This window comes from Sphingopyxis sp. Geo25 (genome assembly GCF_949769135.1).
GTDB lineage: Bacteria > Pseudomonadota > Alphaproteobacteria > Sphingomonadales > Sphingomonadaceae > Sphingopyxis.
In genome coordinates this window covers 15,079-38,616 of record NZ_CATKOZ010000003.1, presented here as the reverse complement: position 1 = coordinate 38,616, position 23,538 = coordinate 15,079, and the positions used below count along the sequence as shown (strand labels likewise).

Sequence of the window (23,538 nt, the reverse complement as noted above, 5' to 3'; positions counted from 1 at the left end):
GCGCTTGTCAGCAAGCGGGCGGCGGGAGTAGATCGCTGCCATGAGCGATTTCAGACCCCTGTCCGCCGGCTTCAGTGTCGCCCCGCAAATCTCGATCGAGGATATCGCCCAGGCCAAGGCGCAGGGCTTTGCGATGATCGTCAACAACCGCCCCGATGGCGAGGAGCCGTCGGCGCCGCAAGGGGGCGATATCGCCCACGCCGCTGCGGCCGAGGGTATCGCCTATGCCGCGATCCCGATCGGCCATTCGGGGTTCAGCCATGCGCAGATCGATGCGCTGGACAAGCTGCTGGCCGACGCGACGGGCCCGATCCTGGCCTATTGCCGGTCGGGGACGCGCTCGACGCATCTGTGGGCCCTGACGCAGGCGCGCGGCGGCGCGGAAGTCGGCGCGATCGTCGATGCGGCCGCGAAGGCGGGCTATGACCTTACCGGGCTGCGGCCGATGCTGGACGCGCTGGCAGGCGAAAAGTGACGGCGACCGACCTGATCCAGACCGGCGCGTCGCTGGCTGCGGTGTTCTTCGTCGCCTGGCTGGTCAGGCGCATGGGGCTGGGCGCCGATCCGCGGATCGAGGATGCGGCGCATGCGATCCGCCTCGCCGAAGAGGCCGAGGCGGGGTTTCGCGGCACCGAGGTCGCGCGCGACCGCGCGGGTTTCGCGGCGATCGTGCGCAACGCCGAAGGGCGGATGATGCTGGTGCGCGCGCACGGCAATCATTTCGCGGCGCGCCCGGTCGACGCGGCGACGGTCGGGCGGCTCGACAAGGATTTTCTGACGCTGACGATGCCGGAGAAGACCTTCGGCGCCGTGACGCTGCAATTGGGCAAGGACGCGGGGATGTGGGCGAGCCGGATGCGCGAGTTGAGGCATGGATAAGCTGCCCGATCCCGTCACCTACGCAATCCCGGCCTTCATCCTGCTGCTGATCGCCGAGATGGTGGTCGCGCTGCGCCGCGACCGCAGCCGGTACGAGGCGCGCGACACGCTGACCTCGCTGCTGCTCGGCACCGGGAGCCAGGTCGCGAGCGCGCTCGTCGGCGGGATGGTCGTCGCGATGGCGGTGTGGCTGCACCAATACCGGCTGTTCGACATCGGGATCGACTTCAAGACATGGTGGTGGGCGTGGATCCTCTGCTTCTTCCTCGACGATCTCGCTTATTATGTCTTCCATCGCAGCGCGCACCGCGTGCGCTGGTTCTGGGCGAGCCACGTCATCCATCACAGCTCGCAGCATTATAACCTGTCGACCGCGCTGCGGCAGACCTGGACGGGTTTCCTCAGCCTGGGGTTCCTGTTCCGCCTGCCGCTGTTCCTGATCGGCTTTCCGCCCGCGATGGTCTTCTTCTGCGCGGGGCTGAACCTGATCTACCAGTTCTGGATCCATACCGAGGCGATCGGCCGGATGCCCAAATGGTTCGAGGCGGTGATGAACACGCCGTCGCACCACCGTGTCCATCATGGCGTGAACCCGCGCTATCTCGACGCCAATTATGCGGGGGTCTTCATCATCTGGGACCGGATGTTCGGCAGCTTCGTCGCCGAGCGTGACGACGAGCCGGTGCGCTATGGCATCGTCAAGCAGCTCGGCAGCTTCAACATCCTGTGGGCGGCGGTGCATGAATGGGTCGGGATCGCGAAGGATGTCTGGCGCGCGCCGTGGCGGCACAAGCTCTCCTATATGTGGCGCGAGCCCGGCTGGAGCCACGATGGCAGCCGCGCGACGAGCGCGATGATCAAGGAACGCTGGGCCGCGGGGCGGCCGGTGGAGGAAGCTGCGGAGTGACGAAGGAGCGCTGGCCATATTGGGATGTGCTGGTGTTTGCGGCAGGCGCCGTGCCGCTTGTTCTAGCGATATTTGTCGGTGCTTTCGGCACGCGCGGCGAAGCGTTCTTCATGTTCGCCGGCTCGGTAGGAACGCTGGTGTGGTTGACCGCCTGGGTCTGCGTGCCGCTGGTCCTTGCGGGCACGGTGATGGGTTGGCGTACGGGAAGTCGCTTGTTGATCGTCGCGGGCATCGTGTTCCTTGCGACAAGTATGGCGCCTGTGCTTCTTTTGTTTGCGGTCTGTACATTCGGCAGCTGCATCTGAAGCCGTTGCATCTCGCAGCTTGCTTCGCTCGCTAATGACATTCATGTAAGCATCCGGGTGACCGCTGCAGGCGGCACGAGGGAGAGTTCGCTAGCATGGATCAGTTCGACATCATCGTCATCGGCGGCGGCAGCGCGGGGAGTGCGGCGGCGGGGCGGCTCGCCGAGGATGGCACCCGCACGGTCTGTCTGGTCGAGGCGGGCGGGCGCAACGACACGGTGCGGGTCAAGACGCCGGGCTTCATGCCCTTCATCCCCGACGCGTCGAACTATCGGTATGAGACGGTGCCGCAGAAGGGGCTGAACGGACGCACCGGATACCAGCCGCGCGGGCGCGGGCTCGGCGGGTCGAGCGCGATCAACGCGATGGTCTATATCCGCGGCCATGCCTTCGATTACGACCAGTGGGCGTCGCTCGGCGCGACGGGGTGGAGCTATGCCGACGTGCTCCCTTATTTCAAGCGCGCCGAGGGCAATGAGCGCGGCGCCGACGACTTCCACGGCGCCGACGGCCCGCTCAACGTCATGGACCAGCGCTGGCCCAATGTGACGAGCAAGCGCTTCGTCGAGAGCGCGGCGGCGCTGCAACTGCCGCGAACGGCCGATTTCAACGGCGCCAACCAAGAGGGGTTCGGTCTCTATCAGGTGACGCAGAAGGCGGGCGAGCGCTGGTCGGCGGCGCGCGCCTATGTCGAGCCGCTGCGCGAGAAGGCCAATTTCGCGGTGCGCACCGGGGCGCTGGTCGAGAAGATCGTCGTCGAGGACGGCCGCGCGACCGGCGTGGTGATCCGGCGCGGATCGAAACGCGAAATGCTGCGCGCGCGGGGCGGGGTGATCCTGTCGGCGGGGGCGTTCAACAGCCCGCAAATCCTGATGTTGTCGGGCATCGGCCCCGCGGCGCATCTGAAGGACAAGGGGATCGACGTGGTAGCCGATCGCGGCGCGGTGGGCGCCGACCTGCAGGACCATATCGACTATGTGTCGAGCTGGGAAACGCGCTCGACCGATCCGCTCGGCGACAGCCTGGCCGGCACATGGCGGATGGTGAAGGCGATCTTCGAGCATCGCACGAAGCGCACCGGGATCATGACGACCTGCTTTGCCGAGGCGGGCGGCTTCTGGAAGTCGCGGCCCGACCTGCCCGCGCCCGACATCCAATATCATTTCGTGCCCGCGATGCTCGAGGATCACGGGCGGACGAAGGTGAAGGGGCACGGCTTTTCGGTCCATGCCTGCGTGCTGCGTCCCGAGAGCCGCGGGTCGGTTACGCTCGCGTCGGCCGATGCGGCGGCGGCGCCGGTGATCGATCCGGGTTTCCTGACCGACGAGCGCGACCTCGCGACCTTGCGGGCGGGCGTACGGATGATGCACCGCATCGTCGCCGCGCCGCCGCTTTCGGACTATTCCGGCGTGGACCGGCATCCGGTCGATATCGACGACGACGCCGCGCTCGACGCGCTGATCCGCAGCCGCGCCGACACCGTGTATCATCCCGTGGGGACGTGCCGGATGGGGAGCGATGCCGATGCGGTGGTCGATCCGGCGCTGAAGCTGAACGGCATCGACGCCCTGTGGGTCGCCGATGCGAGCATCATGCCACGGCTGGTGTCGGGCAACACCAATGCGCCGAGTATCATGATCGGCGAACGCGCGGCCGATTTCGTGAAGGCGGCGCTGGCTTGAGTGACCCCCGGCGAAAGCCGGGGCCCAGAAACTTTACGCAATCATCGATGGGCCCCGGCTTTCGCCGGGGTTCACGCAGCACAGGCAGCGGCGAGCAGCGCGCCGCTCTTCGTCAGATCGTAGCGGCTTGCCGGCGGGCGCAGGTCGAGGATCTCGCGCGTCACCAGCCCATGCTTGCCGAGCGCGGTCAGCCCCTGCGACAGCGCGCGGGGGGTCGCGGGCGCGAGGAGGCGCGCGAGCGCATTGAAGCGGTCGTGTCCTGCGCCGATCCCGGCGACGAGCGGCAGGCCCCAGCGCGTCGCGGCGCCCGGCGACAGGCCGATCGCACCCTGCGCCTCGGCAATCGTTGCGGCGCGCGCGGCGGCGGCCTGACCCTGTTCGGTCAGGATATATTCGGGGCGGAGCGGATGGCCGTGACCGGGGTTGCGCTGCACCCAGCCGATCGCCGCTGCGGCGTCGAGGGTGCGCGTCAGGCTGTCGCGCGACAGACCGAGCCGCTGGATCAGCTCGACGAAGCGGGCGCCCTTGTGCGCCGCGAGGTCGGCGAGCAACGGGACCAGCCAGCGATGGCTGCCGAGCTGTGCGAGCAGGGGGTCGGGCTTGCTTGACCGCATTTACAACTAACTATACAAACCGGACTATAGAGGCAAGCGATATGGCCGAGTCGATTCTCCGGTCGGCGCGCGGCTTCGGCAAGGGAGGGAATGACATGGCGCTTCAGATCGGATCCGAGCTCACCTGTTCGATGGGCGTCACGAGCATCGACGCGTCGATCCTATGGTACGAGCGCGTCCTGCAGTGTAAGCTGCTCTACCGCGCCGACGCGATTGGCTGGTGCGAACTGGCGACGCCGATGACCGGGGTGAACATCGGGCTCAGCCAGGTCGAAGCCGTGACCCAGGGCGGCGGCGCGACGAACGTGTTCGAGGTCGCGGATATCGAGGCGGCGAAGGCGCATCTCGATGGCGAAGGCGTCCGGCAGGACGGTGACATCCAGCATATTCCGGGCCTCGTGAAGCTGCTCACCTTCTACGACCCCGATGGCAATGCCTTCATGTTCTCGCAGTCGGAAATGGCGACGTGATGTCGCTCTGGTGGGCCGCCGCGGTCATCGCCCCCGCCGTACCCGCTGAAGCGCCGTCGCTTGCCGCCTGGCACGGCCACTGGACGGGGGAGGGGCAGGCGTTCGGAAAGCCCGGGACGGCAACGCTCGACATTGCGCCGGACGGAGGCGGAGCGACGCGCCTTGCCTATCGCTTGAGCATCGCGGGTCCGCCGCCGCTGGGCTATTCCGCCGACGCAAATTATGCGGTCGACGCCAAGGGGCGGGTGCGCGGAAAATGGGCTGACAGCTATGGTGGGACCCGGCCCGTCGCGGGCGGAATTTCGGGTGCAACATGGTGGACGCAATGGGGCAGCGCCGATGTCGAGATCGGGCGCTCCACCTATGTTCTGGAAGAGGGCGGAATATTGACCGTCAGCGATTCGATTCTGCAGGAAGACGGGAGCTGGCGGCTGTTCGCCATGCTGCGCTATCGCCGCACAAATGGCTGAAAATAGGGAGTTTGGAGCGCAGCAATGTGCTGCGCACAAAAAAAGAGGGCCGGAACTTTCGTCCCGGCCCAGCCTTTCAGGCTCTCCCCTCCTGAAACTGTTGACGCAATGAATGCCATATTAATGTCATGTTGGGAAGGCTAAAATTGCGGCACCCGCGCCCAAAAATTGTGCAGTCTTTTGTGCAGTTTCGGGAGCGGATTTCTGCGAAGAGAACCCCGCTCCCTTTACCGTTCAGAAGGTCTTGCGCGCGGTGATCCCGAAGGTCCGCGGCTGGCCCACCGAATAGCCTAGCCGCGCACGGCCGCCGCGTTCGCGATCGAACGAGAGCAGGGCGTTTTCGTCGAACACATTGTTGACGTACGCGATCAGCGACAGGCCATTGTCGAAGTCGACCCCGGCGCTGAGATTCACCAGCTGATAGTCGGGCAGCTGCAGATCGACCGTGGTCGATGCATTCGCCGGCGCGCCGCCGAAGGGCAGCCCGTGGACGAAAGTGCGCGGGTTGTTTTCCTGGTCCGCCGGCTGCGTGTAGCGCGTGCCGACATGCTGGAACGACGCCGCGACATAGGCCTTCGCGGTGTCGGAGACCGGGAATTCATAGCTGCCCGAGGCCGAGAGCTGGAACTTCGGCACCGACGGCAGGCGGTTGCCGTCGCGAATGCCCGTCGCGGTCGTCAGCGCGCCGGGCAGGGTGGTGTCGAATTCGGCTTCGATGATGCTGCCCGACAGGTTGAAATCGAGCCCTTCGGTCGGGTTCAGCCCCAGTTCGAATTCAAGGCCCATCGAATGCGCCTTCGGCACGTTGAACACGATGCGCGACGAGCAGCTGCCGGCGTCGAGCGTGACCTGCAGATTCTTGATGTCGTTGTAGAAGCCCGCGGCGTTGAAGGTGAAGCCGCGGCCGCCCGACTTCACGCCGAGTTCGTAGTTCCACAGGCTTTCGTCGTCATAGCTCTGGAAGCCACCGAACAGCGCCGCGTCGGCGGGCGAGCAGAGCGGCAGGTTGAGCGGGTCGTTGACGCCGCCCAGGCGGAAGCCCTTCGACGCCTGCGCGTTGACCGTCACATTGTCCGCCACGTCGTACGACAGCAGGAAGCGCGGGGTGAAGCCGTCCGACTTGGTGCTGTCGGTGCGGCGGTCGCCGTTGGCGAACAGCCCGCCCGAGGTGAAGCTGCGCGTTTCCTTGAAGTCGTAATAGCGGCCCCCCGCCGTCGCGGTCAGCGCGTCGGTGATGTCGTAGCTGACCTCGCCGAAGATCGCGAACTGCTTGATATCATAGGGCAGGTCGGCGTTGTACGGCGAATTGGCCGGGAAGCCGTTCGCGACCGCCGCCGAGGTGCCGGCGCCGAGCGTCGCGTCGGTGAAGGCATCGTAACCCGGGGTGGGCAGGCGCTGCATATAGACGCGGTCGATCTTCGAATAGAAGCCGCCGACCACCCACTGGAACGGGCTGTCATTGTCCGACGCCAGCCGGACTTCCTGCGTCCAGGTTTCGAGGTCGGTGGTATCGACGAGGTTCGACGGCAGCAGCACCGCGGCATCGGGGAAGCCGAGGTCGACCGACACCGATCCGGTCAGCGCGCTCGCGTCGCGGCTGACGAGGATGTCGCGGTTGATGTAGCTCGTCACCGAGGTCAGCTTCGCGCCGCCGAGGCCAACGTCGATCTTGAGGTCGGCAAGAAAGGTTTCGTCCTCGAACGCCTCGCGCAGCAACAGATATTGCTCGCGCTCGTCAAAGGTCACCTGCGGCCGGGTGGTCGTGAACTGATTGGCATAGAGATTGTAGATCTCCTGCCGGTTGAAGCCGTCGGCCTTGACCTTCTGATAGACGATGCGCGGGGTGATCGAGAAATTGTCGCTGGGCTCGAAGGTCAGCGCGAGACGGCCGCCATAGCGTTCGCCGCTGTTAATATCGTCACCGCCCGCCGGGCCGATCGCGTTGATGAAGCCGCCGTAGCGCGTGTAATAGCCGACCGCGCGGAGCGCCGCCTTGTCGCCGAGCGGCAGGTTGATCGCGCCCTTCAGGTGGCCGCCGATATCGTCGCCGTCGACGAGGTTGATATTGCCCTCGACCGCGCCCTCGACCGTGCCGAGCTTCGGCTGGTTGGTGATGTAGCGGATCGTACCGCCCACCGAACCCGAACCGAAGAGCGTGCCCTGCGGACCGCGCAGCGTTTCGACGCGATTCAGGTCGAACAGGTCGAGGTCGGGGGTGAAGAGCGAGAGCGAGATCACGCTTTCGTCGAGATAGACGCCGACCTGCTCCTTGACGCCCGGCTGGTCGCGCACGACCTGCCCCGCCGAGACGCCGCGGACCGAAACCTGGCTCTGCCCCGGGCCGAGGTTCTGGACCGACAGACCCGCGACATTGCGCGAGAGATCCTCGAGCGTGACCGCGCCCGATTTCTGGATATCCTCGGCGGTCTGCGCGTTGATCGAGAAGGGAATGTCCTGAATGCTCGTGTCGCGCTTGGTCGCGGTCACGATGATGTCATTGCCATAGGTTTCGGTGGGTGTCTCTTGCGCCGCCGCATTGGTGGTGATGGCGAGCGCGAGCGTCGAAAGCCCCGCCAGCAGGGTCGTGCGAACCATGATGTCCTCCCAGTTGCTTTCCGCGGGGCTATGTTGCCCCGGCGTGTAACGATGCTGCGCTTTTGCGGAGAGCAAGGCAATGGGGGACGAATCGGGCCCGAAAAAATGGCTTGGCGCTGTTGCATCGCGGCCACGGTCAGAAAAGGCCGCGCAAGAAAGAGGCCGGCCAATGAATGGCCGACCACAATCGAAAAAAATGGCCGGGAACAAGTCCCGGCCAGTGGTTCGCAGGAGGAACCCGGGTAGGATCCCGCCGCCGATTGAAAGAGGAGAGAGAGCGGCGGCGGGTATCCTGTCTCGTTACATATTGTAGGCGCGCTCCCCGTGTTCGGCGAGGTCGAGCCCTTCCTGCTCGACGTCCTTCGACGGGCGCAGGCCGATGGTATATTTGAGCGCGAGGAACAGCACGACGCTGACCGTGCCGGTCCACAGCACGGTGGTGCCGACGGCCCAGATCTGCGTCATCACCTGACCCGCGAGATCGAACTCGCCGGCCTTGGCGACGGGCGCGGTATAGTCGATCCAGCCCTGGCCGCCCCAGGCGGGGTTGGCGACGAAGCCGGTGCCGATCGCGCCGACGATGCCGCCGATCGCGTGGATGCCGAACACGTCGAGCGAGTCGTCATATTTGAGTTTCTTCTTCACCGTGGTGACAAAGAAGAAGCAGACCAGCGAGGCGACGGCGCCGAGGATGATCGCGGTGCCCGGGTGGGCAAAGCCCGCCGCCGGGGTGATCGCGACCAGACCGGCGACGACACCCGAAACCGCACCCAGCAGCGACGGCTTCTTGTGCACGATCTGCTCGATGACCGCCCAGGCAACGCCCGCCGCCGCTGTGGCGACGAAGGTGTTGATGAAAGCCAGCGCGCCGAAGGCATTGGCTTCGAGACCCGAGCCGGCGTTGAAGCCGAACCAGCCGATCCACAGCAACGAGGCACCGATCATCGTCATGACCAGATTGTGCGGGGGCATCGGCTCGGTGTTGTAACCGATGCGCGGACCGATCACGAGGCAGCCGACCAGACCGGCGATACCGGCATTGATGTGGACGACGGTGCCGCCGGCGAAGTCGAGCGCGCCCCAGCCCCACAGCAGGCCGTAATCGGTCGGCGCGGCGTGGAGGAAGTCCGGTCCGGCCCAGTACCAGACCATGTGCGCGATCGGGAAATAGGCGAAGGTCATCCACAGCACCGTGAAGATGATCAGCGGCGTGAACTTCACGCGCTCCGCGAACGCCCCGACGATCAGCGCCGGCGTGATGCAGGCGAAGGTCATCTGGAAGATCACGAAGACATATTCGGGGAGATAGACCCCGTTCGAGAAGGTGGCGGCGAAGGTGTTGACGTCGACGCCGGCAAGGAAGGCCTTGTCGAGCCCGCCGAACAGCGCCGGGAAGGGCGAGCCGGTCGAGGTGAAGGCCATCGAATAGCCCCAGCTGAACCAGACCAGCGCGGCGACGCAGACGATCGTCAGCACCTGCATCAGTACCGAAAGCATGTTCTTGGCGCGCACAAGGCCGCCGTAGAAGAGCGCGAGCGCAGGCACCGACATCAGCAGTACGAGCGCCGAGGCGACGAGCATCCACGCCACGTCGCCCTTGTTCACCATCTCGGCCGTCGGCACGAACGGGCCGGGCGCTGCCGCTTCGGCGGCCGGCGCGGCAGGCGCCGCGACCGCCGTCGCCGCTTCCTGCGCCCATACGGGCAGCGCGGCGAACAGCGCGAGGCCCGCGGCCCCCGCGCTCGCCGCAATCTTGTTTGCGAACGTCATATTTTCCCCCTTCGTCATTAGAGAGCCGCCTCGCCGGTCTCGCCGGTGCGGATGCGCACGGCCTGACCCACGTCGAGGACGAAGATCTTGCCGTCGCCGATCGACCCGGTCCCGGCGCTTTGCTGCAGCGTTTCGACGACCCGCGGTGCGAGCGCGTCGTCGCAGACGAGCTCGATCTTCACCTTCGGGACCATGTTGGTTGCATATTCGGCACCGCGGTAGATTTCGGTCTGCCCCTTTTGCCGGCCGAAACCCTTGACCTCGGTAACGGTCATGCCGGCGATGCCGAGCCCGGTCAGTGCTTCGCGCACCTCGTCGAGCTTGAACGGTTTGATGATAGCCAGGATCAGCTTCATGATGCCCCCTTTTGCTTTATGGCTCATGTTGCGGTGCAACAGCCGTGCCAGATTGCGCGGGGTGCGCAAAAGTTAACATTTTGTGACGGTTTTGGACCCTGCGAGACGCATAATCGTTCGCGGATTGGGCAGGCGAAGCAGGGGTTTGCCTAAATTTTAGGCATTATCGGGCCTTGAAGCGCGCCCAGATCGGCAAATGGTCCGATGCGCGCGCGGCGAGCGCGCTCCGGTGAACGCCCGCCTCGACCGGTTCGAGTTCGGGCGAGGCGAAGATGCGATCGAGCTTGGCGACCGGGCGGCGGCTGTGGAAGCTGTGGCCGGTGTCGACGAGACGGTGCTGCGCGCCGAAGTCGGCGAGGCAGCCGCCGCGGTTCCGCCATTCGTTGCAGTCGCCCATCAGGATCGTCGGCAAGGGCTCGCCCGCGCCCACATGGTCGAGGATCGCGCGCGCCTGTTGTCGGCGGCGGAGCCCCGAAATGTCGAGGTGCATGCCCACGACGCGCAGCCGCTGGCCGCCGATGCGGAGTGTCGCAGCGACCGCGCCGCGCGGTTCGAGCGTCGGCAGGTGCAGCGCGTGGCTCTCCTCGATTTCGGTGCCCTTGCGGACGAGCAGCGCATTCCCATGCCAACCGATGCTGTGCGGCCGATCGGTGAGGGCGACGGCTTCATAGTCGCTATGTTCGGCGAGCATATGCGGCGGGATCGCGCTCGCGCGCGTCCCGAACCGGCGATCGGCTTCCTGCAGCGCGACGATATCGGCGTCGAGTTCGCCGAGCACCGAGAGCACGCGACCGGGGTCGCGGCGGCGATCGAGCCCTATGCCCTTGCGCATATTGTAGGAGGCGACCTTGATCATGACCTGTTTTTCAAGCGCTCAGGAGGCGCTTCCGTTCCCGACCGCTTCGAATTCGGTCATCAACGCGCGCGCGTCGGCCAGATCCTCGTCAAGCACCATCACGCGCACCGGGATCAGCAGTCCGACGCTCTCGGCGATGTTCATCCCTGCGTCGAAGCAGACGGCGTGGACGCCCGCGCTTTCGAGGCGGCCGCGCAGCAATTCGGCCTCGGCGCCGCTCGGCAGGCGGACGAGTTCGACGAGGGCCATCAGGCTTCGCCCGCGAAATAGCGGTCGGTCGCGCGCGTTGGCAGGCCGTCGATGCTCTTCGTGCGCTCCTGAAATTTCTCGACCCACAGGCCGGGGTCGGCCTGGCGGTGATATTTCTGCAGCGTCTCGCGCTCCTGGCTCAATTCCATCATCGGCACGCCCCAGCCGCAGCTGGTCTGGACGCTTTCGACGTCGATGACGAAAATCTGGCGCGTCCCCGGCAGCAGGGCGAAATTCGCCGCCAGCGCATCCCATTCGGCGTCCTGGGGCAACACCGCGCGGCCGCGGCCGTAGAGGCGCAGGATCAGCGCGGTGCGGTCGAAGGCGCAGAACATGATCGTGATGCGCCCGTCGGCGGCGAGGTGTGCGTGAGTCTCGTTGCCCGATCCGCCGAGGTCGAGATAGGCGACCTGGCGGTCGGACAACACGCGGAAGCTGTCGGCATAGCCCTTGGGCGACAGGTTGATCCGCCCTTCGCTCGCAGCGGTCGCGGTGAAATAGACCGGCTGCCTCTCGATGAAGGCGATATGCTTGTCGGTCAGCGTATCGGTGAAGTCTGCCATGGTTGCTCTCCGTATCCCTCCGGCCCTATCACCAATCCTTGCCCTCTTCTATCGCCGCTTCCTCGCCGGGCCGCGTCGCGCGGCCGAGCGCGGCGTTACGGTGCGGGAAACGGCCGAAGCGGTCGATGATGTCGAAATGCTTGCGGGCATAGGTGCCGGACATCGGGTCGGCGAGCTGGCTCATCAGCCGCAGCGATTCGCGTTGGTCGGCGATATCCTCGCTGTGCTCGAAGGGGAGATAGGCGAACGGTCGCCGGATTTCAGGCAAGCTCCGGTCCCAGCCGCGCGCGACGATCCCGCGTGCGATCGCGCGGGCGAGATCGTCGGTCGCGAAGGCGTCGGCGTGGTTGCGATAGATGTTGCGCGGCACCTGATCGAACAGGATCACCGCGGCGAGCGCGGTGTCGGGATCGGTCAGGAAATGGTCAGCGGGCAGCGCGCGGAGCGCATCGTGCCAGTCGCCTGCGAGGTCGCGGACCGCTTCGTCGAACGCTGCGCCGCCGCCGTACCAGTCGTCGATGCCGTGGTCGTCGAACCAGAAAACTAGCAGCCGCGCCGCCCAGTCGGCGGGCGGCGACGGGACGCCCTGCGTTTCGTCGGCCATGCTGCGCTTACTGGCCCGACGCGGTCTTGACCTTGCGGTAGGGGACGAACTCGCCGAGCGACACGAAGCCGGTCCAGAAATGGCTCGAGCGATCGTGGAGCTGGACGGTGTCGATGCTGCAAAGCTGGCTACCCGTCGTCTTGGTGACGAGCACATCGTCGTCGTCGAGCGATTCGGCGTCCTTCGGCCGGTTCACCCAATAGGTTCCGCCGATCTTGTAAACGATCGCGGTCTTGTCGATCACCTGGCTGCTCGTGACGCTCGACAGCGTGATGCAATTTTGCGGTTCGCCCGCGACGCGGTCCTTGAGCAGCTTGGCGAGCTGGTCTTCGGGGGCGAGCTTTTCGCGCGCGGAAGCTGCTGCGGGAGCGGCTGCGAGAACAGCGGCGGAGAGGATCGTAAGGATTATGGGGCGCATGATGCGACTCCTGTCTGAATAACCCTACCCGCGCGCCTTATACACCAGGTCCGATGAACCGGGAATGACCGGCGATCGGGGCCCTGACCCTGGCCGCGCGGTCCGGCCGGTCAGCAGGTCGGCAGCGGGATGCCGAGCGGCCCCTTGCACTTCTTTTTCTTCTCGGGCTCGGCGGGTGTGCCGCCGCCGGAGCTGCCCATGCCGCCGAAGTCGGCGCCGATCAGCAGCATCGTATGCGAGCGGAAGCGCACCTTCGCGGTCCAGTCGATATTCCACACCGCGTTGCCCGCGGGCTTCGGCGGATAGGAGAAATTCGCTTCGGGGCCGAAGGCATTGAGGTTGCCGAGCATCATCTCGCCCGACGCCTTCTTGACCTCGGCCGGGATCTGGCAGCTCGTCTGCGTCGGCGGCATCACGATCTTCTTGGTGATGAGGTTCGCCACGACCGAGGGCGGCAGCCAGTCCCACAGGCCGCCGCCGAACTGCTGCGACGCGCTGCTCGTCCACCAGACGATGTCGCCGCCCTTGTCCTGCCGGTCCATGCCGCCGATCGTCCACGCGACATAGCCGGTCGCGTTCGGCACCGAATTCCAGCGGACCATCACCGATTGGTCGCCCTGGATCGCGGTCGAGGCGCTGAGCCCCTGCATATAGTCCTGCGCGAGGGTGAAGTTGATGTCCGATCCGACATTGCTCGCGACTCGGTGCGCGCCGAGCAGCGACGATCCCGATCCAGGCTGCTTGCCACCCTTGCTGTTCGGCCAGTCGACGTAGGATTTGCTGTTCGCCTGGCTGACCTCGCGGATGACCGGCACCGCGCTCGAAAAGAGGTTCGGCGGAACCTGTCCGGCGGCGACCTTGGCGAAGTCGATCACGACGGGCTGGCCGGGACCAGCCTTCGCTCCGCAGCCCCAGTAGAGCAGCAGGCGGCCCTTCGGTCGTTCGAATTCGGTCGGATATGTCCCTTCCTTGCGTTCGGGCGCGATCAGCGGCACCGACTTGCCGAGCTTCGCTTGCGGCTGGAAGAAATGGTCGCCCTTCGGCGGCGGCGCGGTCGGCGCTTGACCCGAGCCGAGGCGGAGCAGAAGCTGGTAGGCGACGCGGTTGTTGGGATCGCCGCCGAACGCCATGCTCATCGCGCCGCCGAGGCCGCCGCGCCCGCCCGCCATCGCGGCAAAGCCCGACATCGTCGCGACGTCCATTTCATAGCGTTCCTTGGGGCCGGTCGACTTTTGCGCCGAGCCGGGAACGGCGGCGAGCATCGCGGCGATGGTGGCGACAGAAACGAAACGCAGGCTCGAACGCATGAAATCCTCCCTGTTGCGGGGAGGCTGCCCCCGCGGATGATGCGGCCCGATTCTTCTTGTGTTTGAAGGGGGTATAAGCAGGGAAACGCGCCGCGCCAAGTGAGGGCGGTCACAGGCGAGCACCACAGAGTCGTCACCCCGGACTTGATCCGGGGTCCATGGCGGCGATGGCGTCATGGATGCCGGGTCGAGCCCGGCATGACGATATTGGGTTACGCCGTGCCGCCGACCGTCAGCCCGCTGACCAGCAATGTCGGCTGGCCGACGCCCGCAGGAACGCTCTGGCCGCCCTTGCCGCAGATGCCGATGCCTTCGTCGATCGCCATGTCGTTGCCGATGCCCATGACCTTGGTGAGCACGCTCGGCCCGTCGCCGATCAGCGTCGCGCCCTTGATCGAGTCGCCCAATTTGCCGTTCTCGATCTTGTACGCCTCGGTGCAGCTGAAGACGAATTTGCCCGACACGATGTCGACCTGCCCGCCGCCGAAGCTCTTGGCGAAGATGCCGTTCTTGACGCGCGACAGCAGCTCGGCAGGATCGTCGTTGCCCCCGCGCATGAAGGTGTTGGTCATGCGGGGCATCGGCGCGTGCGCGAAGCTCTCGCGGCGGCCGTTGCCGGTGGGTTCGACCCCCATCAGGCGGGCGTTGAGCCGGTCCTGCATATAGCCCTTGAGGATGCCGTCCTCGATCAGGACCGTCTCGCCGGTCGGCGTGCCTTCGTCGTCGATGCTGAGCGAGCCGCGGCGGCCGCCGCCGACCGGGCTTTCCATCGCGCCGTCGTCGACCACGGTGACGCCGGATGCGGCGACGCGCTCGCCGATGCGGCCCGAAAAAGCGCTGGTGCCCTTGCGGTTGAAATCGCCCTCGAGCCCGTGCCCGACGGCTTCATGGAGCAGTACGCCGGGCCAGCCGGGGCCGAGCAGCACGGTGAACTCGCCCGCGGGGGCATCGACGGCGCGCAGGTTGACGAGCGCCTGATTGAGCGCCTCGTCGATCGCGCGGTTCCACTGCGCGTCCTCGAACAGATGGTCGTACATATAGCGGCCGCCGAGGCCGAAATAGCCTGATTCCCGACGCCCATTCTCTTCGACCACGATCGAGACGTTGAGGCGAACGAGCGGGCGGATGTCGGTCGCAAGAAAGCCGTCGGCGCGGACGATCTCGACCACCGACCAGCTGCCCGCGAGCGCGACCGAGACCTGCACGACGCGCGGATCGCGCGCGCGCGCCGCGGCGTCGACCTTCTGGCAGAGCTCGACCTTCTTCGCGAAGGGGATGAGGTCGAGCGGATTCGCCTCGTCATAGAGGTGGCGGTTGGTGCGCGGCGGCGGGCCGGCGGGGGCCTGCGTAGCGGGGTCGAGCAGCGCGAGCGTCTCGGCGGCGCGGCGGATCGCGCCGGCGCTGACGTCGCTCGCGTGCGCGAACCCCGTCATCTCGCCCGACACGGCGCGCAGGCCAAAGCCGGCGTCGGTCGAATAGTCCGCCGTCTTGAGCCGCCCGTCGTCGAAGCCGAAGCTCTCGGTCGCGCGATACTGGAGGTAGAGCTCGCCGTCGTCGGCCTTGGCGAGCGCTTCGCGGGCGAGCTTCTGCGCCAGATCGGGGTCGAGCGCGTCGGTGCGATAGAGGAAGCGGCGGGGATCGGTCGGGCTAGTCATACGCCCGATATAGGGGCGCCTGTCCCGCGGCGCCAGCGCTCAGAGATAATTGACGGTGAGCTGGAACGTGCCGCTATAGTCTCCCGCGGGCTGGTTCGCCGGGACGGTGAGCGTGCCGCCGACATAATAGGTCTGGACCCCGCTCGGCAGCAGTGTCGCCGACGAGCCGAGGATCGATATTCCGCCGCCGCTCGTCGTGATCGCGCGGACGAGGGTCGCGGTCATCGATCCGCCGCCGCCGGAGCGGGTCAGGGTGACATTGTTGTCGCCGGTGACGGTGATCAGGAAAATGCCGCCAGTGCCCTGAAACACCGCGCGCTGCGCCGTGGTACCGACCGCGGTGACGCCCCCCGTCGTGCTGCGCGCGTTGGTGGCGGGATTGATCGTCGCGGTGCCCGCGGTCGGGCCGCTCACGAGCGTGCCGAAATCGAGATCGTCCGATTTGACGAGCGTGTTGGGCCGCACGACGACGACCGCCGCCGTGCCCGTCTGGTCGGCCGCGAGGGCCGGGGCGGATGCGAGTGTGGTCGCCGCGACAACGGAAATGATGGCGAGGCGGCGGAGCGCCGCTCGCGATTGGCTGGTCCCTCGAATCCCCACGATTCTGCTCCTGTCTGGAACAGAGACATAGCGTCGGCGCGTGAATCGAAGATGCGCGGGTATGGTGAATTCGCGCTTAAGCTTTAGGGTCAGGACCCATCGATTCCGCGATCGAGGTTTGAAGCGATTTTGCCTGGGGCGAGGAGAAAAGGCGCAGGAATATGTCGATATTTCGAGACTTTTCGACGAAGCCATGGGCAAAATCGGTCAAATCCCGCAGGGACGCCGAAATGGCTTCGATCTCGGGCCCGCGCGGCCTTGCGGGTAGCGATGCTACCCGCTGCACCCGCCCGAACCCGATATCTTCGCCATTTCGACGCCTCGATCGCGGAATTAATGGGTCCTGACCCTAGCCGTGGTCGGCGACCCCGCCGGTCGCGCTCAACTCTTGTCGGCGATACCGCCGACGAGAATGAACCGTCGGTCGCAATAGCCGCAGTCGGCGAAACCCTGGTCGGGGTTGATCTCCAGCCACACGCGCGGATGGCCGAGCGCGGCGTTGGCAAGGCCGTCGCCGGTGCCGTCGCAGGCGATGCGGGTCTTGGGCGTGCGGATCGTCTCGGGCGGGGGGGCGGGCTGGGTCATCGACGCGCCTTTAGCAAGCGCGATGCCCGCCCGCAATCGCCTGTCAGAGGTAATTCAGCGTGATCGTGAAGGTGCCGCTGTAGTCGCCGGGCGTCTGGTTCGCCCCGACCTCGAGCGTCGCGCCGACCGGGAAATTATAGTTGCCGAGCGCGCTCGCGATCGTGAAGCGCGTCGGCGTCGTCGACAGGATCGCGGTCGGGGTCGATCCGATCTCGAAATTGCGCACGCGCATCCGCGGCCCCGGCCCGGTAATCCAGATCGTATTCGATCCGAGCGAGATATTGACCTGACGGTTCGGGGTGCCGAGCCCGGCAAAGCGTGCGGGTTCGCCGCCGTTTCCGGCGAGCGTCGCGCCGCCGGTACGGGTGCGCGTCCCGTCGGGCGCGAGCCTGACGGTCCCCGCGGTTCCCGACGCGATGATATCGCCGAAATCGAGGTCGTTGACCCGGAAGAAGGAGAGCGGTCGGAGTATGATGACGTCGGCCTGCGCTTGCGTGCTGCTCTGCGCGAACGCCGGTGTTGCGGCGGCGGGCGCGAGCAGGAGCGCAATGGCGGCTAGACCCTGCTGCAGCGGCAGCGGGCGAATGATGTGGCTGGTCCTCACATGGTCGCTGATAAGCGCGACTCGCCAATTTAGCGTTAACGCGGCGATCGGCTCGAATTCGCCGCCGCGAGAGGGCTTTCGCGCTGCAAGGCGCGCGGCTATGGAGGCGGCCATGAGTGAAGCCGCCATCCGCATCGACGCCGTTTCCAAAATCTATGCCGGGGGCAAGCAGGCGCTCGACAATGTCAGTTTCGACGTACCGCGCGGGCAGATATTCGGACTGCTCGGGCCGAATGGCGCGGGCAAGTCGACCTTGATCAACATCCTCGCGGGACTCGTCAACAAGACGAGCGGCCAAGCGAGCATCTGGGGCTTCGACATCGACGCCGATCCCCGCAACGCCAAATATTCGATCGGCATCGTGCCGCAGGAGATCGTCTTCGATCCCTTTTTCACGCCGTTCGAGACGCTGGAAAATCAGGCAGGCCTTTACGGCGTTCCGAAGGACAAGCGGATTTCGGACGCGCTGCTCGCCGCGGTGCATCTGTCGGACAAGCGCGATGCCTATGCGCGCACGCTGTCGGGCGGTATGAAGCGCCGCCTGCTCGTCGCCAAGGCGATGGTGCATTCGCCCCCGATCATCGTGCTCGACGAGCCGACCGCGGGCGTCGACATCGAACTGCGCCAGCAGCTCTGGGAATATGTGCAGTCGCTCAACGACCGCGGCGTCACCGTGGTGCTCACGACGCATTATCTGGAAGAAGCCGAGGAGCTTTGCGACCGGATCGCGATCATCAACCATGGCAAGCTGATCGCGAACAAGCCGACGCGCGAACTGGTCGACATGGCGCGCGAGAAGATCGTCGTCGTGACGCTCGACGCCGATGTGACGGTGCTGCCGTCGCATCCCGCGTTCGAGAAGGTCGAGCGCGAGGGCGAGCGCGGCCTTGCGATCAGCTACAACAAGGACCGTATGAACGCGGGCGAGGTGCTCGCCGCGGTCAATGCGATGGGCCACGGCATCGTCGACGTCTCGACGCGCGAGGCCGATCTCGAGGACGTCTTCCTCAACCTGACGCGCGCGGCGAATGGGTGAGGGCGACACCTCTTCTCCCCTCCCGCAGGCGGGAGGGGTCGGGGGTGGGCCTGTCCGAAAATTCCGGCCACGCGAGACATTGAAGGCACAGCGGCTGCGCCGGGAAGCGACACCGCCTGAGCGCACCCTTTGGCGCGTGATATCGAAGCGCCAACTCGAAGGTTGGAAATTCAGCCGTCAGATACCGATTGGACCCTATGTCGTGGACTTCGTCTGCCGCGAAGCAAAGCTTGTCATTGAGCTGGACGGAATTTCGCATGACGCTCGGCAGCAAGAAGACCACCGCAGGGATGGCTATTTGCGGTCGCAAGGCTATTGGACGCTGCGTTTTTCCAATGCCGATGTGCTGTCTAATTTGGAAGGTGTGTTGATGACGATTATCGCTGCCTTGAATTCAGGCCCACCCCCGGCCCCTCCCGCCTGCGGGAGGGGAGAAGAGTGACCGACGCGCCCCCCCACGACGTCATCATCGTCGGCTCGGGCGCCGCGGGCCTCACCGCCGCGATCGCGCTCGCCGACCATTGCCGCGTTCTCGTGCTCGCGAAGGGCGAGCTGACCGGCGGGTCGACCGCATGGGCGCAGGGCGGCATTGCCGCGGTGCTCGACGCGGGCGACACGTTCGAGAATCATATCGAGGACACGATGGTCGCGGGCGCCGGGCTCAACCGGCGCGAGACGGTCGAGTTCGTCGTCGAGAACGCGCCGCACGCGATTCTGCGGCTGATCGAGATGGGCGTCCCCTTCAACAAGGAAGCCGAGGCGCTGCATCTGACGCGCGAGGGCGGTCATTCGCACCGCCGCATCGTCCATGTCGACGATGCGACCGGCTGGGCGGTACAGGCGGCATTATTGAAGACTGCCGAGGCGCATCCCAACATCACCTTGCTGCCGGGACAGGCGTGCATCGACCTGATCACCGGCCGCCACGAGGAACGCTATTCGGGTTCAGGCCGCGTGTGGGGCGTCTATGCGCTCGACGAGAAGAGCGGCAAGGTCCACGCGCACGTCGGCCGTGCGACGATCCTCGCGAGCGGCGGCGCGGGGCGCGTCTATCAATTCTCAACCGCACCGCGCGGGGCGACCGGTGACGGCATCGCGATGGCATGGCGTGCGGGCTGCCGCGTCTCGAACATGGAGATGATGCAGTTCCACCCGACCTGCCTCTACAATCTCGAGGTCAAGAATTTCCTGATCACCGAGGCGGTGCGCGGCGAGGGCGGCATCCTCAAGCACCCCGTCACCGGGCATCGCTATATGCCCGATTATGACGAGCGCGCCGAACTCGCGCCGCGCGACATCGTCGCGCGCGCGAACGACGACCAGATCAAGCGCTCGGGCCTCGACTATGTCCATCTCGACATCAGCCACAAGGACCCCGATTTTGTCGCGGGCCATTTCCCGAACATATACGAAAAGCTGCTGACGCTTGGCATCGACATGACGAAGCAGCCGATCCCGGTGGTGCCGGCGCAGCATTATACCTGCGGCGGCATATTGATCGACCTCGACGGCCGCACCGACCTGCCGGGGCTCTACGCCGCGGGCGAATGCACCGAGAGCGGTCTCCATGGCGCGAACCGTCTCGCGTCGAACAGCCTGCTCGAATGCTTCGTCTTCGGCGAGGCGGCGGCGAAGGATATCATCGCGCGCTGGGACCAGCTCGAACCGCCGCCCGCGATCCGGCCGTGGGACGCGAGCCGGGTGACCGACTCCGACGAGGAGGTCGTGATCAAGCAGAACTGGACCGAGATCCGCCGCTTCATGTGGAACTATGTCGGCATCGTCCGCACGACCAAGCGGCTTGAACGCGCGCAGCACCGGATCAAGATGATGACCGGCGAGGTCGAGGATTATTACGGCCACTTCCGCGTCACGACCGACCTCATCGAGCTGCGCAACCTGCTGCAATGCGCCGACCTGATCGTGAAAAGCGCGCTCCACCGCAAGGAAAGCCGCGGACTGCACTACACGCTCGACTATCCGAAACTGCTCGCCGAGGCGCGCGATACGGTACTGGTGCCCTAACCGCCGATACCGAGCAGCCGTCCGAAGAGAATCAGCACGATTGCGCCGATAACCGACGCCAGGCAGCCCGCGCGGTGGAAGTCGGCGCGGCCGCGCGAGGTGACGAAGCCCGCGAGGAGCGAGCCGCCGACGCCGAGCAGGATCGTCGCGATCCAGCCCATCTGCACCGCGCCGGGATAAAAGAAGCGCGCGAGCGCGCCGATGATCAGGCCCGAGACGATCGCGCCGATGATGTTGATCATGCGTTGAATCCTTCATTGAGGAAGCGTTCTGCGAGCGCCGCGTGCAGCGCAGCGCCGCGCGCCATCACCTTTTCGTCGAGCACCATATGGTTGCTGTGCAGTCCGCAGCATTGGCGCCAGTCGCTCCCCTCGTGGCTCGCGCCGAGCCAGAACATCGCGCCGGGCACTTTTTCGAGGACGTAGGAGAAATCCTCGGCGCCCATCACCGGATTGTCCATCGTCAGCCAGGCTTCCTCGCCGAAGGTCTCCTCGACGACAGCCTGACCGAACGCGACCGCGCGTGCATCGCAGATGGTGACGGGGAAGCCCTCGTCGATCTGCACCTCGGCGGTGCAGCCGTGGGCCTCGGCGATCGGCGGGGCAAGGCGCTTCAGCTCGCGCGCGACCATCGCGCGCCGCTCGGGCGACAGCGTCCGGATCGTGCCGAGCATCTCGGCGGTTTCGGGGATGATATTGTTCGTCGTGCCCGCTGCGATCTTCGCGATGGTGACGACCGCGGGGTCGAAGACCGAGATGCGGCGTGTGACCATCGTCTGGATCGCGGTGACGATCGCGCACGCGACGGGAATCGGGTCGATGCTGTCGTGCGGCATCGAGGCGTGCCCGCCCGCGCCCTTGACCGTGATCGACAGCACGTCCGACGAAGCCAGCAAGGGCCCCGCGCGTCCCGCGAAGATTCCGTGCGGTGCATTGGGCATGATGTGGAGCGCGAAGGCGGCGTCGGGGAGCGGGTCGATGATCCCGTCGTCGAGCATGAAGCGCGCGCCATGATGGCCTTCCTCGCCCGGCTGGAACATGAAGATCACGGAGCCGGGGAGACGGTCGCGCGCGGCGCACAGCAGCTTCGCCGCCCCGACGAGCATTGCGACATGCGTGTCATGCCCGCACGCATGCATCGCGCCGCTGATCTCTGACGTGAAATCCAGCCCCGTTTCCTCGACCAGCGGCAACGCATCCATATCGCCGCGCAGCAGCACGGTGCGCCCATTGGCGGGTCCGCGCAGGATCGCGACCAGCCCGGTGGTCGACGGCCCTTCGCGAAATTCGAGCGGCAGCCCCGCGAGCGCCGCCTTAATCTTCGCGAGCGTCTTCGGGTTTTGCAGCCCGAGTTCGGGCTCGCGATGGATGGCGCGGCGAAGGTCGACAAGATCGTCGAGTAGGGTTTCGGCCTCAGCGGGCCAGCTAAGAGATTGTGTGTCCATGCGCCGAGTGTGCCGACACCGAGGCGTCCTGTCGAGCCAGCTAGCGCTTCCCTCCGAACAACTGCCGCCCCGCCAGATCCAGCATGATTTCCTCGCTGCCGCCGCCGATCGCGTTGACGCGGACTTCACGGTAGATGCGTTCGACCTTGCTGCCGGTGATGTAGGAGGCGCCGCCGAGAATCTGCGCGGCCTCGCGCGCGACGGCTTCGAGCATGCGGGTCGCCTGCACCTTCAGCATCGCGAAGTCGGCGGGGCGGTCCTTGCCTTCTTTCACCTGCCAGGCGCAGAGGTCGACCCATGCCTGCGTCGCCTCGATCTGGCGCTCCATGTCGGCGAGCTTGATGCGGATCGACTGGTGGCCGACGAGCGGACGCCCAAAGGTCTCGCGTTGCTGCGCCCATTCGGCCGCCTCGGCCATCGCGACGCGCGCCATCGCGCAGCAGCCCATCGCCATGCCGAGCCGCTCGCTGTTGAAATTGCGCATGATGCCTATGAAGCCGCCATTTTCCTGGCCGATCAGGTTGACGGCGGGGACGCGGACGTCGCTGAAATGAATCGCGGCGGTGTCGCTGCAGCGCCAGCCCATCTTGTCGAGCCGCGTGCGTTCGACCCCGGGGCTCGTCATGTCGATCAGCAGCAGCGAAATGCCCGCCGCGCCGGGCCCGCCGGTACGCACGGCGCAGGTCAGCCAGTCGGCGCGCATGCCGCTGGTGATGAACATCTTGCCGCCGTTGACCACATAGGAGTCGCCGTCGCGCACGGCCGTGGTTTTGAGGTTCGCGACGTCGCTGCCACCGCCCGCCTCGGTAATGCCGAGCGCGATGATCTTGTCGCCCGCGAGGACCGGAGGCGCGATACGCTGCTTCAGCTCCTCGGAGCCGAGCGCGAGGATCGGCGGCAGGCCGATGCCGTGCGTCATCAGCGACGCGCCGAGCCCGCCTGCGCCAACCGCAGCGAGTTCCTCGGTCAGCACGAGGCCGTGGAAATTGTCGAAGCCTTCGCTGTGCCCGCCATATTGCTCGGGATAGCGCAGGCCGAGGATGCCCGCCTCGGCGGCTTTCTTGTGCAGGTCGCGTGGCAGTTCGCCGTCGGCCTCCCAGCGGTCGATGTGCGGCACGATCTCGCGCGCGACGAAGCGGCGGACGCTTTGCGCCAGCGCGTCGTGGGTTTCGTCATAATAGGGCGAACGGGCGCGCCAGTCGTCGAAGGCTGTCATGTCCGCGATGCTGCGCGGGGTTTACGCGAACGTCAAGGCAAGTCTGACCCGTGGGCGCGGCGCAGAAAAATCGCACGCAAAGGCGCAAAGAAGAGAGAAAAAAGGGATCTCACACAAAGACACAAAGAGGGCGCCGGACGCCAGCAACCGCAGCGCCATAATCGCGCGAAGCGCCTTTACGGCCGCCTACGGCGACAAGCTGCCATCCGCGTGGGCGCGCGCCCTCTTTGTGTCTTTGTGTGAGATTTTATCTTCTTCGCGCCTTTGCGCCTTTGCGTGAAACAAACCGCACGCCCTCGCGACCTCCCGCTCCGCCTCGGGCTTGCGC

28 protein-coding genes are annotated in these 23,538 nt (G+C 66.0%); 11 read left to right on the top strand and 17 right to left on the bottom strand.

Annotated features, from left to right (window positions below; genetic code table 11):
• Positions 1-40: 40 nt before the first annotated feature.
• The 5 genes from QOL68_RS10715 (at position 41) to QOL68_RS10695 (ending at position 3,773) form a co-directional block, all read left to right on the top strand.
• Positions 41-475 (top strand): protein tyrosine phosphatase family protein, encoded by a 435-nt coding sequence (locus QOL68_RS10715; protein WP_282949474.1) that lies wholly within the window; start codon positions 41-43, stop codon positions 473-475.
• Positions 472-879 (top strand): hypothetical protein, encoded by a 408-nt coding sequence (locus tag QOL68_RS10710; protein WP_282949475.1) that lies wholly within the window; start codon positions 472-474, stop codon positions 877-879. Before QOL68_RS10715 ends, QOL68_RS10710 begins: the two co-directional genes overlap by 4 nt.
• On the top strand, positions 872-1,786 hold the full coding sequence (locus tag QOL68_RS10705; protein WP_282949476.1) for a sterol desaturase family protein: 915 nt from the start codon (positions 872-874) through the stop codon (positions 1,784-1,786). Before QOL68_RS10710 ends, QOL68_RS10705 begins: the two co-directional genes overlap by 8 nt.
• Complete coding sequence (locus QOL68_RS10700) at positions 1,783-2,091, top strand: hypothetical protein (RefSeq protein ID WP_282949477.1); 309 nt, start codon at positions 1,783-1,785, stop codon at positions 2,089-2,091. The genes QOL68_RS10705 and QOL68_RS10700 overlap by 4 nt, the downstream gene beginning before the upstream one ends.
• A gap of 95 nt (positions 2,092-2,186) precedes the next feature.
• Positions 2,187-3,773 carry a GMC family oxidoreductase gene (locus QOL68_RS10695; RefSeq protein ID WP_282949478.1) on the top strand — a complete coding sequence of 529 codons (1,587 nt, stop codon included), beginning with the start codon at positions 2,187-2,189 and terminating at the stop codon, positions 3,771-3,773.
• A gap of 71 nt (positions 3,774-3,844) precedes the next feature.
• Here QOL68_RS10695 and QOL68_RS10690 read toward each other — a convergent pair whose 3' ends face one another.
• Complete coding sequence (locus QOL68_RS10690) at positions 3,845-4,387, bottom strand: winged helix-turn-helix transcriptional regulator (RefSeq protein WP_282949479.1); 543 nt, start codon at positions 4,385-4,387, stop codon at positions 3,845-3,847.
• Positions 4,388-4,428: 41 nt separating this feature from the next.
• On the opposite strand from QOL68_RS10690, the gene QOL68_RS10685 reads away from it, so the two are divergent.
• Together QOL68_RS10685 and QOL68_RS10680 are read left to right on the top strand one after the other, a co-directional pair.
• Entirely contained in the window at positions 4,429-4,857 is a 429-nt protein-coding gene (locus QOL68_RS10685) for a VOC family protein (RefSeq protein ID WP_282949480.1), read from the top strand.
• Positions 4,857-5,327: a hypothetical protein gene (locus QOL68_RS10680; RefSeq protein ID WP_282949481.1), complete on the top strand. Its 471-nt coding sequence runs from the start codon at positions 4,857-4,859 to the stop codon at positions 5,325-5,327. The genes QOL68_RS10685 and QOL68_RS10680 overlap by 1 nt, the downstream gene beginning before the upstream one ends.
• Before the next feature lie 234 nt (positions 5,328-5,561).
• On the opposite strand, the gene QOL68_RS10675 is transcribed toward QOL68_RS10680, so the two are convergent.
• The 13 genes from QOL68_RS10675 to QOL68_RS10615 form a co-directional block, all read right to left on the bottom strand.
• Positions 5,562-7,922 carry a TonB-dependent receptor gene (locus QOL68_RS10675; protein ID WP_282949482.1) on the bottom strand — a complete coding sequence of 787 codons (2,361 nt, stop codon included), beginning with the start codon at positions 7,920-7,922 and terminating at the stop codon, positions 5,562-5,564.
• Positions 7,923-8,222: 300 nt separating this feature from the next.
• Positions 8,223-9,692: an ammonium transporter gene (locus tag QOL68_RS10670; protein WP_282949483.1), complete on the bottom strand. Its 1,470-nt coding sequence runs from the start codon at positions 9,690-9,692 to the stop codon at positions 8,223-8,225.
• A gap of 17 nt (positions 9,693-9,709) precedes the next feature.
• A complete protein-coding gene (locus tag QOL68_RS10665) occupies positions 9,710-10,048 on the bottom strand; it encodes a P-II family nitrogen regulator (protein ID WP_003043080.1) in 339 nt (112 codons plus the stop codon).
• Positions 10,049-10,211: 163 nt separating this feature from the next.
• Complete coding sequence (locus tag QOL68_RS10660; protein ID WP_282949484.1) at positions 10,212-10,904, bottom strand: endonuclease/exonuclease/phosphatase family protein; 693 nt, start codon at positions 10,902-10,904, stop codon at positions 10,212-10,214.
• A gap of 18 nt (positions 10,905-10,922) precedes the next feature.
• Positions 10,923-11,153: a putative signal transducing protein gene (locus QOL68_RS10655; RefSeq protein ID WP_282949485.1), complete on the bottom strand. Its 231-nt coding sequence runs from the start codon at positions 11,151-11,153 to the stop codon at positions 10,923-10,925.
• A complete protein-coding gene (locus tag QOL68_RS10650; RefSeq protein ID WP_282949486.1) occupies positions 11,153-11,716 on the bottom strand; it encodes a pyridoxamine 5'-phosphate oxidase family protein in 564 nt (187 codons plus the stop codon). Before QOL68_RS10650 ends, QOL68_RS10655 begins: the two co-directional genes overlap by 1 nt.
• A gap of 28 nt (positions 11,717-11,744) precedes the next feature.
• Positions 11,745-12,320, bottom strand: a complete 576-nt coding sequence (locus QOL68_RS10645; protein WP_282949487.1) for a DUF924 family protein — start codon at positions 12,318-12,320, stop codon at positions 11,745-11,747.
• A 7-nt stretch (positions 12,321-12,327) separates the two neighbouring features.
• On the bottom strand, positions 12,328-12,738 hold the full coding sequence (locus QOL68_RS10640) for a hypothetical protein (protein ID WP_282949488.1): 411 nt from the start codon (positions 12,736-12,738) through the stop codon (positions 12,328-12,330).
• Between the two features lie 110 nt (positions 12,739-12,848).
• A complete protein-coding gene (locus QOL68_RS10635; RefSeq protein ID WP_282949489.1) occupies positions 12,849-14,045 on the bottom strand; it encodes a hypothetical protein in 1,197 nt (398 codons plus the stop codon).
• A 212-nt stretch (positions 14,046-14,257) separates the two neighbouring features.
• On the bottom strand, positions 14,258-15,700 hold the full coding sequence (tldD, locus tag QOL68_RS10630; RefSeq protein ID WP_282949490.1) for a metalloprotease TldD: 1,443 nt from the start codon (positions 15,698-15,700) through the stop codon (positions 14,258-14,260).
• Between the two features lie 39 nt (positions 15,701-15,739).
• Entirely contained in the window at positions 15,740-16,300 is a 561-nt protein-coding gene (locus QOL68_RS10625; RefSeq protein WP_204992299.1) for a DUF4402 domain-containing protein, read from the bottom strand.
• Positions 16,301-16,681: 381 nt separating this feature from the next.
• Positions 16,682-16,885 (bottom strand): zinc-finger domain-containing protein, encoded by a 204-nt coding sequence (locus QOL68_RS10620; RefSeq protein ID WP_282949491.1) that lies wholly within the window; start codon positions 16,883-16,885, stop codon positions 16,682-16,684.
• Positions 16,886-16,928: 43 nt separating this feature from the next.
• Positions 16,929-17,489, bottom strand: coding sequence for a DUF4402 domain-containing protein (locus QOL68_RS10615; protein ID WP_282949492.1), 561 nt, complete (start codon positions 17,487-17,489; stop codon positions 16,929-16,931).
• Between the two features lie 112 nt (positions 17,490-17,601).
• On the opposite strand from QOL68_RS10615, the gene QOL68_RS10610 reads away from it, so the two are divergent.
• From QOL68_RS10610 to nadB, 3 genes are all read left to right on the top strand, one after another.
• Positions 17,602-18,525, top strand: a complete 924-nt coding sequence (locus tag QOL68_RS10610) for an ABC transporter ATP-binding protein (protein ID WP_282949493.1) — start codon at positions 17,602-17,604, stop codon at positions 18,523-18,525.
• Between the two features lie 79 nt (positions 18,526-18,604).
• Positions 18,605-18,967, top strand: a complete 363-nt coding sequence (locus tag QOL68_RS10605; RefSeq protein ID WP_282949494.1) for an endonuclease domain-containing protein — start codon at positions 18,605-18,607, stop codon at positions 18,965-18,967.
• Positions 18,964-20,550, top strand: a complete 1,587-nt coding sequence (gene nadB / locus QOL68_RS10600; RefSeq protein ID WP_282949495.1) for an L-aspartate oxidase — start codon at positions 18,964-18,966, stop codon at positions 20,548-20,550. Before QOL68_RS10605 ends, nadB begins: the two co-directional genes overlap by 4 nt.
• Here nadB and QOL68_RS10595 read toward each other — a convergent pair.
• The 3 genes from QOL68_RS10595 to QOL68_RS10585 are packed head-to-tail and all read right to left on the bottom strand — an operon-like array spanning position 20,547 to position 23,210.
• A complete protein-coding gene (locus QOL68_RS10595; RefSeq protein ID WP_282949496.1) occupies positions 20,547-20,792 on the bottom strand; it encodes a GlsB/YeaQ/YmgE family stress response membrane protein in 246 nt (81 codons plus the stop codon). The two genes, nadB and QOL68_RS10595, sit on opposite strands and share 4 nt — an antisense overlap.
• Positions 20,789-21,994 (bottom strand): M20 metallopeptidase family protein, encoded by a 1,206-nt coding sequence (locus QOL68_RS10590; protein WP_282949497.1) that lies wholly within the window; start codon positions 21,992-21,994, stop codon positions 20,789-20,791. Before QOL68_RS10590 ends, QOL68_RS10595 begins: the two co-directional genes overlap by 4 nt.
• Before the next feature lie 40 nt (positions 21,995-22,034).
• On the bottom strand, positions 22,035-23,210 hold the full coding sequence (locus QOL68_RS10585) for an acyl-CoA dehydrogenase family protein (RefSeq protein ID WP_282949498.1): 1,176 nt from the start codon (positions 23,208-23,210) through the stop codon (positions 22,035-22,037).
• On the opposite strand from QOL68_RS10585, the gene QOL68_RS10580 reads away from it, so the two are divergent.
• Positions 23,209-23,490, top strand: coding sequence for a hypothetical protein (locus QOL68_RS10580; RefSeq protein ID WP_282949499.1), 282 nt, complete (start codon positions 23,209-23,211; stop codon positions 23,488-23,490). The genes QOL68_RS10585 and QOL68_RS10580 overlap by 2 nt on opposite strands.
• Positions 23,491-23,538 lie beyond the last annotated feature (48 nt).

Excerpts from the sequence above, each read along its gene's own strand:
- QOL68_RS10715 (WP_282949474.1), top strand. The coding sequence starts at position 41 with ATGAGCGATTTCAGACCCCTGTCCGCCGGCTTCAGTGTCGCCCCGCAA.
- QOL68_RS10705 (WP_282949476.1), top strand. The coding sequence starts at position 872 with ATGGATAAGCTGCCCGATCCCGTCACCTACGCAATCCCGGCCTTCATC.
- QOL68_RS10695 (WP_282949478.1), top strand. The coding sequence starts at position 2,187 with ATGGATCAGTTCGACATCATCGTCATCGGCGGCGGCAGCGCGGGGAGT.
- QOL68_RS10690 (WP_282949479.1), bottom strand. The coding sequence starts at position 4,387 with ATGCGGTCAAGCAAGCCCGACCCCCTGCTCGCACAGCTCGGCAGCCAT.
- QOL68_RS10685 (WP_282949480.1), top strand. The coding sequence starts at position 4,429 with ATGGCCGAGTCGATTCTCCGGTCGGCGCGCGGCTTCGGCAAGGGAGGG.
- QOL68_RS10680 (WP_282949481.1), top strand. The coding sequence starts at position 4,857 with ATGTCGCTCTGGTGGGCCGCCGCGGTCATCGCCCCCGCCGTACCCGCT.
- QOL68_RS10675 (WP_282949482.1), bottom strand. The coding sequence starts at position 7,922 with ATGGTTCGCACGACCCTGCTGGCGGGGCTTTCGACGCTCGCGCTCGCC.
- QOL68_RS10670 (WP_282949483.1), bottom strand. The coding sequence starts at position 9,692 with ATGACGTTCGCAAACAAGATTGCGGCGAGCGCGGGGGCCGCGGGCCTC.
- QOL68_RS10665 (WP_003043080.1), bottom strand. The coding sequence starts at position 10,048 with ATGAAGCTGATCCTGGCTATCATCAAACCGTTCAAGCTCGACGAGGTG.
- QOL68_RS10660 (WP_282949484.1), bottom strand. The coding sequence starts at position 10,904 with ATGATCAAGGTCGCCTCCTACAATATGCGCAAGGGCATAGGGCTCGAT.
- QOL68_RS10655 (WP_282949485.1), bottom strand. The coding sequence starts at position 11,153 with ATGGCCCTCGTCGAACTCGTCCGCCTGCCGAGCGGCGCCGAGGCCGAA.
- QOL68_RS10650 (WP_282949486.1), bottom strand. The coding sequence starts at position 11,716 with ATGGCAGACTTCACCGATACGCTGACCGACAAGCATATCGCCTTCATC.
- QOL68_RS10645 (WP_282949487.1), bottom strand. The coding sequence starts at position 12,320 with ATGGCCGACGAAACGCAGGGCGTCCCGTCGCCGCCCGCCGACTGGGCG.
- QOL68_RS10640 (WP_282949488.1), bottom strand. The coding sequence starts at position 12,738 with ATGCGCCCCATAATCCTTACGATCCTCTCCGCCGCTGTTCTCGCAGCC.
- QOL68_RS10635 (WP_282949489.1), bottom strand. The coding sequence starts at position 14,045 with ATGCGTTCGAGCCTGCGTTTCGTTTCTGTCGCCACCATCGCCGCGATG.
- tldD (WP_282949490.1), bottom strand. The coding sequence starts at position 15,700 with ATGACTAGCCCGACCGATCCCCGCCGCTTCCTCTATCGCACCGACGCG.
- QOL68_RS10620 (WP_282949491.1), bottom strand. The coding sequence starts at position 16,885 with ATGACCCAGCCCGCCCCCCCGCCCGAGACGATCCGCACGCCCAAGACC.
- QOL68_RS10610 (WP_282949493.1), top strand. The coding sequence starts at position 17,602 with ATGAGTGAAGCCGCCATCCGCATCGACGCCGTTTCCAAAATCTATGCC.
- QOL68_RS10595 (WP_282949496.1), bottom strand. The coding sequence starts at position 20,792 with ATGATCAACATCATCGGCGCGATCGTCTCGGGCCTGATCATCGGCGCG.
- QOL68_RS10590 (WP_282949497.1), bottom strand. The coding sequence starts at position 21,994 with ATGGACACACAATCTCTTAGCTGGCCCGCTGAGGCCGAAACCCTACTC.
- QOL68_RS10580 (WP_282949499.1), top strand. The coding sequence starts at position 23,209 with ATGTCCGCGATGCTGCGCGGGGTTTACGCGAACGTCAAGGCAAGTCTG.
- QOL68_RS10585 (WP_282949498.1), bottom strand. The coding sequence starts at position 23,210 with ATGACAGCCTTCGACGACTGGCGCGCCCGTTCGCCCTATTATGACGAA.